Source organism: Azospirillum cavernae (genome assembly GCF_003590795.1).
Classification (GTDB): domain Bacteria; phylum Pseudomonadota; class Alphaproteobacteria; order Azospirillales; family Azospirillaceae; genus Azospirillum; species Azospirillum cavernae.
Genome location: NZ_QYUL01000002.1, coordinates 1,425,967 through 1,439,791, shown reverse-complemented (window position 1 = coordinate 1,439,791; position 13,825 = coordinate 1,425,967). Strand labels below are relative to the sequence as shown.

Annotated in this window: 7 protein-coding genes; all 7 read right to left on the bottom strand. The window is 63.5% G+C overall.

What is annotated here, in order from left to right:
- Positions 1-30 precede the first annotated feature (30 nt).
- The 7 genes from rpsJ to rpoB all read right to left on the bottom strand — a co-directional run bounded on the left by rpsJ (position 31) and on the right by rpoB (position 13,810).
- Positions 31-339, bottom strand: a complete 309-nt coding sequence (rpsJ, locus tag D3877_RS18190; RefSeq protein ID WP_085555136.1) for a 30S ribosomal protein S10 — start codon at positions 337-339, stop codon at positions 31-33.
- 476 nt (positions 340-815) lie between these two features.
- Positions 816-2,006 carry an elongation factor Tu gene (tuf, locus tag D3877_RS18185; protein WP_119832078.1) on the bottom strand — a complete coding sequence of 397 codons (1,191 nt, stop codon included), beginning with the start codon at positions 2,004-2,006 and terminating at the stop codon, positions 816-818.
- Positions 2,007-2,044: 38 nt separating this feature from the next.
- A complete protein-coding gene (gene fusA, locus D3877_RS18180) occupies positions 2,045-4,123 on the bottom strand; it encodes an elongation factor G (RefSeq protein WP_119832087.1) in 2,079 nt (692 codons plus the stop codon).
- A 27-nt stretch (positions 4,124-4,150) separates the two neighbouring features.
- Entirely contained in the window at positions 4,151-4,621 is a 471-nt protein-coding gene (rpsG, locus tag D3877_RS18175; RefSeq protein WP_119832086.1) for a 30S ribosomal protein S7, read from the bottom strand.
- A gap of 12 nt (positions 4,622-4,633) precedes the next feature.
- Positions 4,634-5,005 carry a 30S ribosomal protein S12 gene (rpsL, locus tag D3877_RS18170; RefSeq protein WP_012973201.1) on the bottom strand — a complete coding sequence of 124 codons (372 nt, stop codon included), beginning with the start codon at positions 5,003-5,005 and terminating at the stop codon, positions 4,634-4,636.
- A gap of 337 nt (positions 5,006-5,342) precedes the next feature.
- The gene (gene rpoC, locus D3877_RS18165; protein ID WP_119832085.1) at positions 5,343-9,518 is read right to left on the bottom strand and encodes a DNA-directed RNA polymerase subunit beta'; all 4,176 of its coding nucleotides are present in this window, start codon (positions 9,516-9,518) and stop codon (positions 5,343-5,345) included.
- Positions 9,519-9,616: 98 nt separating this feature from the next.
- A complete protein-coding gene (gene rpoB, locus D3877_RS18160; RefSeq protein ID WP_119832084.1) occupies positions 9,617-13,810 on the bottom strand; it encodes a DNA-directed RNA polymerase subunit beta in 4,194 nt (1,397 codons plus the stop codon).
- Between the last annotated feature and the right edge of the window lie 15 nt (positions 13,811-13,825).

Below are 13,825 nucleotides of genomic sequence, written 5' to 3'. Positions count from 1 at the left end.
TGAGCGGAGAGGTCCCTCACCAAACCAAAATCAGAGCTTGATCTCGACATCCACGCCAGCGGCCAGATCGAGCTTCATCAGCGCGTCAACCGTCTGCGGCGTCGGATCGACGATGTCGAGCAAACGCTTGTGGGTACGAATCTCGAACTGCTCGCGCGACTTCTTGTCGATGTGCGGCGAACGGTTCACCGTAAACTTTTCGATCTGCGTCGGCAGGGGGATCGGTCCCCGCACGCGCGCGCCGGTCCGCTTGGCGGTGTTGACGATCTCGCTGGTCGACTGATCGAGCACGCGATGATCGAACGCCTTCAGGCGGATGCGGATGTTCTGGCTGTCCATGTCCAAACGTCCCTTGCACCTCGTAGCGATGACGCGGACGCGTCACCGGAACCTCCACAAACCTTCGCGGACCGCCGACAGCAAAAGAGCCGCTCACCGTTCCACGAAAGCGGGCGGCGGGCGACAGTCTGACCGTTTCTGACGGGCCGATACGAAAAAGAACATCCCCCGCGCGGACGCGCGGAAGGGATGTTCCGGTCGACTCTGAACGCCCCACGGCCAAAGACTGGCGGAGGCGCTGTTTGCCGTTCGTTATCGGGCTGCGTCTAGGCCGAACCTGCCTACCACCAACCCAAAATCCAGAGGGCGTATTCTCTATGACGACGCCGCCCCCGTGTCAATCCTGATTCGCCCCTCTGGGGGAGAATGCCTGATCGGCACTTGGCGGCGGCGGTCAGAGCTTGCGCCCGATAGCTAGAACCAGAAGACAAAGCGAAGCCAGTCACCCGGCTTCGCCCGTCGCAACCCAAACAGACTTACTTGCTGATCGACGCGACGACGCCGGCGCCGACGGTGCGGCCACCCTCGCGGATGGCGAAGCGCAGACCTTCGTCCATGGCGATCGGGGCGATCAGCTCGACGTCCATGGCGACGTTGTCGCCCGGCATCACCATCTCCACGCCTTCCGGCAGCGAGACCATGCCCGTCACGTCGGTCGTGCGGAAATAGAACTGCGGACGGTAGTTGGTGAAGAACGGCGTGTGACGACCGCCCTCTTCCTTCGTCAGGATGTAGGCTTCGGCCTTGAACTTCGTGTGCGGGGTGATCGAACCCGGCTTGGCCAGAACCTGGCCGCGCTCGACGTCTTCACGCTTCGTGCCACGCAGCAGCGCGCCGATGTTGTCGCCCGCTTGCCCGGAGTCGAGCAGCTTGCGGAACATTTCAACGCCGGTCACGGTCGTCTTCACCGTGGCCTTCAGGCCGACGATCTCGACTTCCTCGCCGACCTTGACGATGCCGCGCTCGACGCGACCCGTCACCACCGTGCCGCGACCCGAGATCGAGAACACGTCTTCGATCGGCATCAGGAACGGACGGTCAACCGGACGCTCCGGCTGCGGGATGTACTCGTCGACCGTCTTCATCAGAGCGATGACGGCGTCGTGACCGATCTCCGGCGAGCGGTTTTCCAGCGCGCACAGCGCCGAACCCTTGGTGATCGGAATGTCGTCGCCCGGGAACTGGTAGGACGAGAGCAGCTCGCGCACTTCCAGCTCGACCAGCTCCAGCAGTTCCTCGTCGTCGACCATGTCGACCTTGTTCATGAACACGACCAGCGCCGGGACGCCGACCTGACGGGCGAGCAGGATGTGCTCGCGGGTCTGCGGCATCGGGCCGTCAGCCGCCGACACGACCAGGATCGCGCCGTCCATCTGCGCCGCGCCGGTGATCATGTTCTTCACATAATCGGCGTGGCCGGGGCAATCGACGTGCGCGTAGTGGCGGTTGGCCGTCTCATACTCGACGTGCGCCGTCGAGATCGTGATGCCGCGCGCCTTCTCTTCCGGCGCCTTGTCGATCTGGTCGTAAGCGGTGAAGGTCGCGCCGCCGGATTCCGCCAGCACCTTCGTGATCGCCGCCGTCAGCGACGTCTTGCCGTGGTCGACGTGGCCGATCGTGCCAACGTTGCAGTGCGGCTTGTTCCGCTCGAACTTTGCCTTAGCCATGGGATGGTTTCTCCGTTTCTCAATCGTTCCAGCGGTTATCAGGCCACCTTGGCGCGGACGCTGTCCGCGATGGCCTGCGGCACCGGCTCATAATGGTCGAACTGCATGCTGTACTGCGCGCGGCCCTGGCTCATGGAGCGTAGGGAGTTCACATAGCCGAACATGGCCGCCAAGGGAACCTGTCCCGTGACGACTCGCGCGTTGCCGCGCTGATCCATGCCGGTGATCTGGCCCCGGCGGCTGTTCAGGTCGCCGATGACGTCGCCCATATACTCGTCCGGGGTGATGATCTCGACCCGCATCAGCGGTTCGAGAAGCACCGGGCCAGCCTTGGCCAACCCCTCCCGGTAAGCGGCGCGAGTCGCCAGCTCAAAGGCCTGAACCGACGAATCGACGTCGTGGAACGCGCCGTCCAGCAGGATCGCCTTGACGTCCACCACCGGGAAGCCCGCCACCACGCCCGCGTCCTTGGCCGCCTCCAGCCCCTTCTGCACGCCCACGACGAATTCCTTCGGCACGGCGGCGACGGGCGCGCGGTTCTCAAAGACAAAGCCTGATCCGCGCGTCAGCGGCTCGAAGGCCAACACGACTCGGGCGAATTGGGCGCGGTCGCCCATCTGCCGACGGTGCGTGTGGTCGATCTGGGCGGAACGGCTGATCGTTTCGCGGTAGGCGACCTTGGGCGCGCCAACCGCCGCGTCGACGCGGAACTCGCGCTTCATGCGGTCGACGATGATTTCCAGATGCAGCTCGCCCATGCCACGGATGATGGTCTGGCCGCTTTCATGATCCAGCGAGACCCGCATCGATGGGTCTTCCTGGTTCAAGCGGCCCAGCGCCGCGCTCATCTTCTCATGATCGGCGTCGGTGCGCGGCTCGACCACGATCTCGATCACCGGCTCGGGAATGTCCATCCGCTCCAGCACGATCGGCTTTTGCGGGTCGCACAGCGTCTCGCCGGTGCCGGTGTGCTCCAACCCGGCGAAGGCCACGATGTCGCCCGTGCAGGCGCGGGTGATGTCCTCGCGGCTGTTGGCGTGCATCTCCAGCATGCGGCCGATCTTTTCGCGCTCACCCTTGGTCGGGTTGAACACACTGTCGCCGACGCTGACCGTCCCGGAATAGACGCGGAAGAAGCTCAACGGCCCGACATAGGGGTCGTTCATCACCTTGAAGACCAGCCCGGCGAAGGGCGAATCGTCGTTGGCGGCCCGCTCGTCCGATTCGACCCCGCCGACGCGGTGGCCCTTGATCGCCCCGATGTCGCCGGGGGCGGGCAGATAATCGACGATGGCGTCCAGCATCGGCTGGATGCCCTTGTTGCGGAAGGCGGAGCCGCAGAGCACCGGAACGAAGCCGCCGGACAGAGTCGCCTTGCGGATGCAGGCGCGCAACGTGTCGGGCGACGGCTCTTCGCCGCGCTCCAGATAAGCGGCGGTCGCCGCCTCGTCGAGGTCGAGCACGGCGTCCAGCAGCGCCTGGCGGGCGGCGGCGGCGGCGGCCTGCAAATCCTCGGGAATGTCGGTGTGACGGAATTCAGCGCCCAGCGTCTCGGTTTTCCAGACGGTGGCGCGCATCATCACCAGATCGACGACGCCGACAAAGCTGGCCTCGGACCCGATGGGCAATTGCAGAACCAGCGGCGTCACGCCCAGCCGGTCTCTCATCATGGCGACGCAGCCGGGGAAATCAGCCCCGACCCGGTCCATCTTGTTGATGAACCCCATGCGCGGCACGCCGTATTTGTCGGCCTGCCGCCACACGGTTTCCGTCTGCGGCTCGACCCCCGCCACCGAATCGAAAATGGCGACAGCACCATCGAGCACGCGCAGCGACCGTTCGACCTCAATGGTGAAGTCAACGTGGCCGGGCGTGTCGATGATGTTGATGCGATGATCGCGCCAGAAGCAGGTCGTCGCCGCCGAGGTGATCGTAATCCCCCGCTCCTGCTCTTGTTCCATCCAGTCCATAACGGCGGTGCCGTTGTTGACTTCGCCCATCCGATAGGATTTGCCGGTGTAGAACAGGATGCGCTCGGTCGTGGTCGTCTTGCCGGCATCAATGTGAGCCATGATGCCGATGTTGCGGTAACGGTCGAGAGCGTGCGAGCGGGGCATGAACGATCACCAGGAGAGGCGTTGGCCTTACCAGCGGTAGTGCGAGAACGCCTTGTTGGCTTCCGCCATACGGTGCGTGTCTTCGCGCTTCTTGACGGCGGTGCCGCGCTGGTTGGCCGCGTCGAGCAATTCGCCCGACAGACGTTCCGTCATGGTGTTCTCGGAGCGCGCGCGGGCGGCGCCGATCAACCAACGGATGGCCAGAGCCTGGGCGCGGTCCGAACGGACCTCGACCGGAACCTGATAGGTCGCGCCGCCGACCCGGCGGGAGCGCACTTCCAGGTGCGGCTTGACGTTCGTGAGCGCGTCGTGGAAGACCTGAACGGGATCGTTCTTGGTCTTGACCTCGATGCGGCCCAGAGCGCCGTAGACGATGCTTTCAGCCGACGACTTCTTGCCGTCAAACATCAGGCAGTTCATGAACTTGGTCAGAACGCGGTCGCCATACTTGGCGTCCGGCAGGACTTCACGCTTCTCGGCGCGATGACGACGGGACATCGTGGACTCTCCTTACTTCGGACGCTTCGCGCCGTACTTCGACCGGCGCTGCTTACGATCTTTGACGCCCTGGGTATCCAGCGTGCCGCGAATGATGTGATAGCGCACGCCGGGAAGGTCCTTCACACGACCGCCACGGATCATGACCACCGAGTGTTCCTGGAGGTTGTGACCCTCGCCAGGAATGTAGCTCGTCACCTCGAAGCCGTTCGTCAGACGAACGCGGGCGACCTTGCGGAGCGCGGAGTTCGGCTTCTTCGGGGTGGTGGTGTAGACGCGAGTGCAGACGCCGCGCTTTTGCGGGCAAGCCTCCATCGCGGGCACCTTGTTGCGCGCGGCCAACGGCTCACGCGGCTTACGGATCAACTGGTTGATCGTCGGCATATCTGCCCTTTATCCCTTCAAGGCATCCAACCGGCGGAGCCGGACGATGCAAAAGCCCGCCTGCGAAGCTTTGCCGCTTCGAGCGGGCCGAATGAGCGAACGCCGATCCCATCGCTGAAACCGGCTATGTCGTTGAGGTTCAACGGAGCGCCTGTGGCCAGATGGATTTCGGCCCTAGGGTCCCTTTGAAGTTCGCGGACTATAGGGAAGGTCATAGGGAGCGTCAAGCGCGGTTTTGCCGGACTCGGCCCACCATCGCTGAATCTTCGCAGGCATGAAAAAGGGCGCGTTCCTTGCGGAACGCGCCCCCTTCCCTACCCGATCACAGCGGCAAACCTTACGCCGCCGTGCTTTCTTCGCCCGGTTGCGGCAGAGCTTGAATCTCCGCCACGCCACCGGCGCTTTCCAACTCCGCCACGCGGTCGCGTTCGGCGGCGATCAACTTCAGACGATTGACCACCGACCCCGTGCCCGCCGGGATCAGACGACCGACGATGACGTTTTCCTTCAGGCCTTCCAGATTGTCGACCTTGCCGCCGACCGCCGCCTCGGTGAGGACGCGGGTGGTTTCCTGGAACGACGCCGCCGAGATGAAGGAGCGGGTTTGCAAGGACGCCTTGGTGATGCCCTGAAGAACCGGATGACCGGCGGCGATTTGCAAGCCTTCGCCAGCGGTCTTCTCGTTCTCCTCGTCGAACTCCTGACGGTCGACCTGCTCGCCCACCAGGAAGGTGGTCTCGCCCGCGTCGGTGATCTCGACCTTTTGCAGCATCTGGCGAACGATCACCTCGATGTGCTTGTCGTTGATCTTCACGCCCTGGAGCCGGTAGACGTCCTGGATTTCGTTGATGAGGTAGTCGGCCAACGCCTCCACGCCCATCACCGCCAGAATGTCATGCGGCACCGGGTTGCCGTCCATCAGCAGATCGCCGCGCTCGACGTAATCGCCTTCCTGCACGGAGATGTGCTTGCCCTTCGGGATCAGATATTCCTTCTCGTCGCCCGATTCTTCGTTGCGGACGACGATCCGGCGCTTGGTCTTGTAATCCTTGCCGAATTCGACGCGACCGCCGAGTTCCGAAATGATCGCGAAATCCTTCGGACGACGCGCTTCAAACAGTTCGGCGACGCGCGGCAGACCACCCGTGATGTCGCGGGTCTTGGACGATTCGCGCGGGATACGCGCCAACACGTCGCCAGCCCGGACCTCGGCGCCGTTCTCAACCGAGAGAATGGCGTCCACCGACATGAAGTAGCGGGCTTCCAGACCGTTGCCGAGCGTGATGATCTCGCCCCGCTCGTCGAGCAGCGCGATGCGCGGCTTCAGATCGGCGCCGCGCGGCTGCTGCCGCCAATCGACCACCACCTTGGACGAAATGCCGGTCGCTTCGTCCATGACTTCGCGAACCGAGATGCCTTCCACGAGGTCGAGGTAACGGGCGACACCGGCGCGCTCGGTGATGATCGGCAGGGTGTAGGGGTCCCACTCGGCCAGCTTCTGGCCGCGTTCGACCTTCACATCGTCGTCGGCCAGCAGCTTCGCGCCATACGGCACGCGGTGACGCGCCCGCTCGCGGCCCTGCTCGTCGAGCAGGATCACTTCGGTGCTGCGGCCCATGACGACCGGAATGCCCGACGAGTTGATGACGACGTTGCGGTTGTTGATCCGCACCGTGCCTTCGAAGGACGCTTCCACCTGGCTCTGCTCGGCGCCGCGCTGGGCCGCGCCGCCGATGTGGAAGGTGCGCATCGTCAACTGCGTGCCGGGTTCGCCGATCGACTGGGCGGCGATGACGCCGACCGCTTCGCCGGTGTTCACCAGCGTGCCACGGGCCAGATCGCGGCCATAGCATTTGGCGCAGACGCCGTCCTTGGTTTCGCAGGTCAAGACCGAGCGGATCAGGACGCTGTCGATGCCGGACCGCTCGAAACGGTCCACCGTCGGCTCGTCGATCAGGCCGCCGTCTTCGATGATCAACTCGCCGTTCAGCGGGTCGATGACGTCGCCAACGGCGGTGCGGCCGAGGATGCGGTCGCCCAACGGCGAGATGACCTCGCCACCGTCGATCACCGCCTTGACGGTGATGCCCTTCACGGTGCCGCAATCATGCTCGACGATGATGGCGTCCTGCGCCACGTCGACCAGACGGCGGGTCAAGTAACCGGAGTTCGCCGTCTTCAAGGCGGTGTCGGCCAGACCCTTGCGGGCGCCGTGGGTGGAGTTGAAATACTCCAACACGGTCAGGCCTTCCTTGAAGTTCGAGATGATCGGCGTCTCGATGATTTCACCCGACGGCTTGGCCATCAGGCCGCGCATACCGGCCAACTGGCGGATCTGCGCGGCGGAGCCACGGGCGCCGGAGTGGGCCATCATGTACACCGAGTTCACCGGCTTGCCGGCTTCGGTGGTCGAAATGGCCTTCATCATCTCGGAAGCGACCTTTTCGGTGCATTCCGACCAGACGTCGACGACCTTGTTGTACTTCTCGCCTTGGGTGATGAGACCGTCGAGATATTGCTGCTCGAACTCCTTCACCCGCTCCTTCGACTCGTTGACCAAGCGGCCCTTGGCCTCCGGGATCACCATGTCGTCCTTGCCGAACGAGATGCCGGCGCGGCAGGCGTGGCCGAAGCCCAGCTTCATCAGACGGTCGGCGAAGATCACCGTCTCTTTCTGACCGCAATGGCGGTAGACGGCGTCGATGACGTTGCCGACGTCCTTCTTGGTCAAGACGCGGTTGATGAGCGAGAAGGGGACGTTCGGGTGACGCGGCAGGATCTCCGACATCAGCATACGGCCCGGCGTCGTCTCGACGATCGAGATCTTGGTGGCGCCGTCGTCGTCAACACCGACATAGCGCGCCTTGATCTTGGCGTGGATCGACAGAACCTTGGCGTTCAGCGCCTGCTCGATTTCCGACACGGTGGAGAACACCATGCCTTCGCCCTTTTCGCTGGGGCGGTCCATCGAGATGTAATAGATGCCGAGCACGATGTCCTGAGACGGAACGATGATCGGCTTGCCGTTGGCGGGCGACAGGATGTTGTTGGTGGACATCATCAGGACGCGCGCTTCCAACTGCGCTTCGAGCGACAGCGGGACGTGCACGGCCATTTGATCGCCGTCGAAATCGGCGTTGAAGGCGGTGCAGACCAGCGGATGAAGCTGGATCGCCTTGCCTTCGATCAACGTCGGCTCGAACGCCTGGATGCCCAAACGGTGCAGCGTCGGCGCGCGGTTCAGCATCACCGGATGCTCACGGATGACCTCTTCCAGGATGTCCCAGACCTCGGGACGTTCCTTTTCCACCATCCGCTTGGCGGCCTTGATGGTCGAGGCCAAGCCATACAGCTCCAGCTTGGCGTAGATGAAGGGCTTGAACAGCTCCAGCGCCATCTTCTTCGGCAGGCCGCACTGGTGCAGCTTCAGCTCCGGCCCCACGACGATGACCGAACGGCCCGAGTAATCGACGCGCTTGCCGAGCAGATTCTGACGGAAGCGGCCCTGCTTGCCCTTCAGCATGTCGGACAGCGACTTCAGCGGACGCTTGTTGGCGCCGGTGATGACGCGGCCACGGCGGCCGTTGTCGAACAGCGCGTCCACCGCCTCTTGCAGCATGCGCTTTTCGTTGCGGACGATGATGTCCGGCGCCTTCAACTCGATCAACCGCTTCAGGCGGTTGTTGCGGTTGATGACGCGGCGGTACAGATCGTTCAGATCGGACGTGGCGAAGCGGCCGCCGTCAAGCGGGACCAGCGGACGCAGTTCGGGCGGGATCACCGGAACGACTTCCAGGATCATCCACTCGGGCCGCGACTGCGAGGTCATGAAGGCGTCGATCAGCTTCAGACGCTTGACCAGCTTCTTGCGCTTGGCTTCGGAATTGGTGTCACGCAGCTCTTCGCGGCAGGTCTTCTTCTCTTCTTCGAGATCCAGCGCCGACAGCATGATGCGCAGCGCTTCCGCGCCGATGGCCGCCGTGAAGGCGTCCTCGCCATACTCGTCCTGAGCGTTCATGAAGTCTTCTTCGCTGAGCAGCGAATGCAGCTTCAGCGGGGTCAGACCCGGCTCGATGACGACGTAGTTCTCGAAATAGAGGATGCGCTCCAGATCCTTCAACGTCATGTCGAGCAGCAGACCAATGCGGCTCGGCAGCGACTTCAGGAACCAGATGTGCGCGACGGGCGAGGCCAGCTCGATGTGGCCCATGCGCTCGCGCCGGACCTTCGACAGCGTGACTTCGACGCCGCACTTCTCGCAGATGATGCCGCGATACTTCATGCGCTTGTACTTGCCGCACAAGCACTCGTAATCCTTGATCGGCCCGAAAATCCGCGCGCAGAAGAGACCGTCGCGCTCCGGCTTAAAGGTGCGATAGTTGATGGTTTCCGGCTTCTTGATCTCGCCGAACGACCAGGAGCGGATGCGCTCGGGGCTGGCGATCTGGATGCGGATCTGATCGAAGCTCTGAGGCCCCTGGACTTGGCCGAAAATATTCATCAACTCATTCATGACCGTCTCCCGCTGGCAGCGCCGCGTTGTCGGTTAAGGGCAGTGCAGAACCCCGGAAGGACAGTTCCGTCCTTCCGGGGTTGGTCACAAGGTCAGACTCAGTAGGCCCGCTGATTCAGCTCAACGTTCAGGCCGAGCGAGCGCAGCTCCTTGACCAGCACGTTGAACGACTCCGGAATGCCCGCCTCGAAGTTGTCGTCGCCACGGACGATGGCCTCGTAGACCTTGGTGCGGCCGGACACGTCGTCCGACTTCACCGTCAGCATTTCCTGGAGCGTGTAGGCGGCGCCATACGCTTCCAGCGCCCACACTTCCATCTCACCGAAGCGCTGACCGCCGAACTGGGCCTTGCCGCCCAACGGCTGTTGCGTGACCAGCGAGTAGGGGCCGATGGAGCGCGCGTGGATCTTGTCGTCGACCAAGTGGTGCAGCTTCAGCATGTAGATGTAGCCGACCGTGACCTTGCGGTCGAAGGTCTCGCCGGTGCGCCCGTCGGTCAGCGTCGACTGGCCCGACCGATCAAAACCGGCGCGCTCCAGTTGGACGCAGATGTCCTCCTCGCGGGCGCCGTCGAAGACCGGCGTCGCGAAGGGCACGCCCTTGCGCAGGTTGCCGGACAGCTCGAGAATCTCGGCGTCCGTCATGTCGGCGATGTCCTCGGCGTAGGTCGCCTCGCCGTAGGAGTTCTTCAGCGTGCCGCGCAGGGCCTCCAGTTGAGTCCCGCCGTCCGCCTTCTGGCGAATGGCGAGACGATACTGATCGACCGCCCGGCCAATCTGCTTGCCGAGACCGGACGCCGCCCAACCCAGATGCGTCTCGAGAATCTGACCAACGTTCATGCGCGAGGGCACGCCCAGCGGGTTCAGCACGAGATCGACCGGGGTGCCGTCTTCCAGATAGGGCATGTCTTCTTGCGGGATGATCCGCGAGACGACGCCCTTGTTGCCGTGACGACCGGCCATCTTGTCGCCCGGTTGCAGCTTGCGCTTCACCGCGACGAACACCTTGACCATCTTCATCACGCCCGGCGGCAGCTCGTCGCCGCGCTGGAGCTTGTCGACCTTGTTCTCGAAGCGGTCCTGAAGGGCCTTGATCGAGTCGTCGAACACCTTGGCCAGGTTCTCGACATTCTCCATCACCGTTTCGTCGGCGATGGAGATCTGGCGCCACAGGCCGCGCGACAAGCCGCCCAAAACCTCGTCGGTCAAGACCGTGCCGCCCTTCATGCCCTTCGGCCCCGCCTGCGCGGTCTGGCCGATCAGCACTTCCTTCAGGCGGGTGTAGAAGCTGCGCTCCAGAATGCCACGCTCGTCGTCGCGGTCCTTGGCCAGCTTCTCGATCTCGGCCCGCTCAATGGCCAGAGCGCGCTCGTCCTTGTCAACGCCGCGACGGCTGAAGACGCGGACCTCGACGATGGTGCCGACGACGCCCGGCGGCAGGCGCAGCGAGGTGTCGCGGACGTCCGAGGCCTTTTCGCCGAAGATGGCGCGCAGCAGTTTTTCTTCCGGCGTCATCGGGCTTTCGCCCTTCGGCGTCACCTTGCCGACCAGAATGTCGCCCGGACGGACTTCGGCGCCGATGTAGACGATGCCGGCCTCGTCGAGGTTCTTGAGGGCTTCTTCACCGACGTTGGGAATGTCCCGGGTGATTTCCTCTTGGCCCAGCTTGGTGTCGCGGGCCATGACCTCGAACTCTTCGATGTGGATCGAGGTGAAGACGTCGTCCTTGACGATGCGCTCGTTGATGAGGATCGAATCCTCGAAGTTGTAGCCGTTCCACGGCATGAACGCGACGAGCACGTTCCGGCCCAACGCCAACTCGCCCAGATCGGTCGAAGGACCGTCGGCGACAATGTCGCCCGCCTTCACCCGATCACCGACCTTCACCAGCGGGCGCTGGGTGATGCAGGTGTTCTGGTTGGAGCGTTGGAACTTCAACAGATTGTAGATGTCCACGCCCGGCGCCGTGCTGTCGGAGCTGTCGGTGGCGCGGACGACGATGCGGGTCGCGTCGATCTGGTCAATGATGCCCGAGCGCTTGGCCACGATGGTCACGCCGCTGTCGCGGGCCACCGTCGCTTCCATGCCGGTGCCGACCAGCGGGGCGTCGGCCTTCACCAACGGCACCGCCTGACGCTGCATGTTGGATCCCATCAGCGCGCGGTTCGCGTCGTCGTTCTCCAGGAACGGGATGAGCGCGGCGGCGACCGACACCAACTGCTTGGGCGACACGTCGATCAGGTCGATGGCTTCCGGGCGGAACATCAGATATTCGCCGCCCTGACGGCACGACACGAGGTCGTTGGCGAAGCTGTTGTTCGCCGTCAACTCGGCGTTGGCCTGGGCGACGACGTAGCGACCCTCCTCCATCGCCGACAGATACACCACCTCGTTGGTGACGCGGCTGTCGATGACCTTGCGGTAGGGGCTTTCGATGAAGCCGTACTGGTTCACGCGGGCGTAGGTCGCCAGCGAGTTGATGAGACCGATGTTCGGGCCTTCCGGCGTCTCAATCGGGCAGATGCGGCCATAATGCGTGGGATGCACGTCGCGGACTTCAAAGCCCGCGCGCTCGCGAGTCAGACCGCCCGGCCCGAGCGCCGAGAGACGACGCTTGTGCGTGATCTCGGACAGCGGGTTGGTCTGATCCATGAACTGCGAGAGCTGCGAGGAGCCGAAGAACTCGCGGACGGCGGCGGCGGCGGGCTTGGCGTTGATGAGATCGTGCGGCATCACCGTGTCGATCTCAACCGACGACATGCGCTCGCGGATCGCGCGCTCCATGCGCAGCAGGCCGACGCGGTACTGGTTCTCCATCAACTCGCCGACCGAGCGAACGCGGCGGTTGCCAAGATGGTCGATGTCGTCGATTTCGCCGCGACCGTCCTTCAGGTTCACCAGAACCTTCAGGATCTCCAGAATGTCCTCCTTGCGGAGCACGCGCATCTGGTCGTCGGTCTTGAAGTTCAGGCGCGCGTTCATCTTGACGCGGCCCACCGCCGACAGATCGTAACGCTCGCTGTCGAAGAACAGACCGGAGAACAGCGCCTCGGCCGACTCGAGAGTCGGCGGCTCGCCTGGACGCATGACGCGGTAGATGTCGATCAGCGCGTCTTCGCGGCTGGCGTTGCGGTCGGCGTTCATCGTGTTGCGGATGTAGGCGCCGATGTTCAGATGATCGATCGCCAGCACCGGCAGCTCATCGACGCCGGTCTTTTCCAGCTTGTCGAGATCGCTGACCGACAGCTCGTCGCCCGCCTCGAACAACACCTCGCCGGTGCGCTCATTGATGATGTCCACCGCCAGATAGCGGCCCGTCAGCTCTTCGGTCGAAACCTGCTGTTCGGTCAGGCCGCCTTCGACCAGCTTCTTGATGACGCGCGGCGTCATCTTCGTGCCAGCCTCGGCGACGACCGCGCCGGTGGCGGCGTCGATCAGATCGGAGACGAGCTTCACGCCCTTCATGCGGTCGACGTTGAACGGAGTCTTCCAGCCGCCCGACGCGCGCGTGTAGGTGATCGTCTCGTAGAAGTAGTTGAGGATCTCTTCCTTCGACATGCCCTGCGCCTCGTAAGGCAGCAGGTCCTTGCGGTTGGCCTTGCGCTGGGCGCGCAGCGCCGCAGTCTCCGCGCCGTCAAGGGCGAAGAGCAGAGTCGTGGCGGGCAGCTTGCGGCGACGGTCGATGCGGACATAGACCATGTCCTTGGCGTCGAACTCGAAGTCCAGCCAGGAGCCGCGATAGGGGATGACGCGGGCGGCGAACAGATATTTGCCCGACGAATGGGTCTTGCCCTTGTCATGGTCAAAGAAGACGCCCGGCGAACGGTGCATCTGCGAGACGATGACGCGCTCGGTGCCGTTGATGACAAAGGTGCCGTTGGCCGTCATCAGGGGCATGTCGCCCATGTAGACGTCCTGCTCCTTGATGTCGCGGATGGAGCGCAGCCCGGTGTCTTCTTCGATGTCGAAGACCGACAGGCGCAGCGTCACTTTCAGCGGAGCGGCGAAGGTCATGCCGCGTTGCTGGCATTCCTCGACGTCATATTTCGGCTGCTCAAGCTCATACTTCACAAAGTCGAGCACAGCGCGATCGGAAAAGTCCTTAATCGGGAAAACCGACTTGAACACTTCCTGAAGGCCCAGATTCGCCCGCTTTTCCGGGGCGATGTCCATTTGCAGGAAGTGATCGTAGGAGCTGCGCTGCACCTCGATGAGGTTTGGCATCTGGGTGACTTCCGGGATGCGCCCGAAGCTCTTCCGAACACGTTTACGACCCGTAAAGGATTTGGCCATGGATGTCCCCAAACG

Excerpts from the sequence above, each read along its gene's own strand:
- rpoB (WP_119832084.1), bottom strand. The coding sequence starts at position 13,810 with ATGGCCAAATCCTTTACGGGTCGTAAACGTGTTCGGAAGAGCTTCGGG.
- rpoC (WP_119832085.1), bottom strand. The coding sequence starts at position 9,518 with ATGAATGAGTTGATGAATATTTTCGGCCAAGTCCAGGGGCCTCAGAGC.
- tuf (WP_119832078.1), bottom strand. The coding sequence starts at position 2,006 with ATGGCTAAGGCAAAGTTCGAGCGGAACAAGCCGCACTGCAACGTTGGC.
- rpsG (WP_119832086.1), bottom strand. The coding sequence starts at position 4,621 with ATGTCCCGTCGTCATCGCGCCGAGAAGCGTGAAGTCCTGCCGGACGCC.
- rpsJ (WP_085555136.1), bottom strand. The coding sequence starts at position 339 with ATGGACAGCCAGAACATCCGCATCCGCCTGAAGGCGTTCGATCATCGC.
- fusA (WP_119832087.1), bottom strand. The coding sequence starts at position 4,123 with ATGCCCCGCTCGCACGCTCTCGACCGTTACCGCAACATCGGCATCATG.
- rpsL (WP_012973201.1), bottom strand. The coding sequence starts at position 5,005 with ATGCCGACGATCAACCAGTTGATCCGTAAGCCGCGTGAGCCGTTGGCC.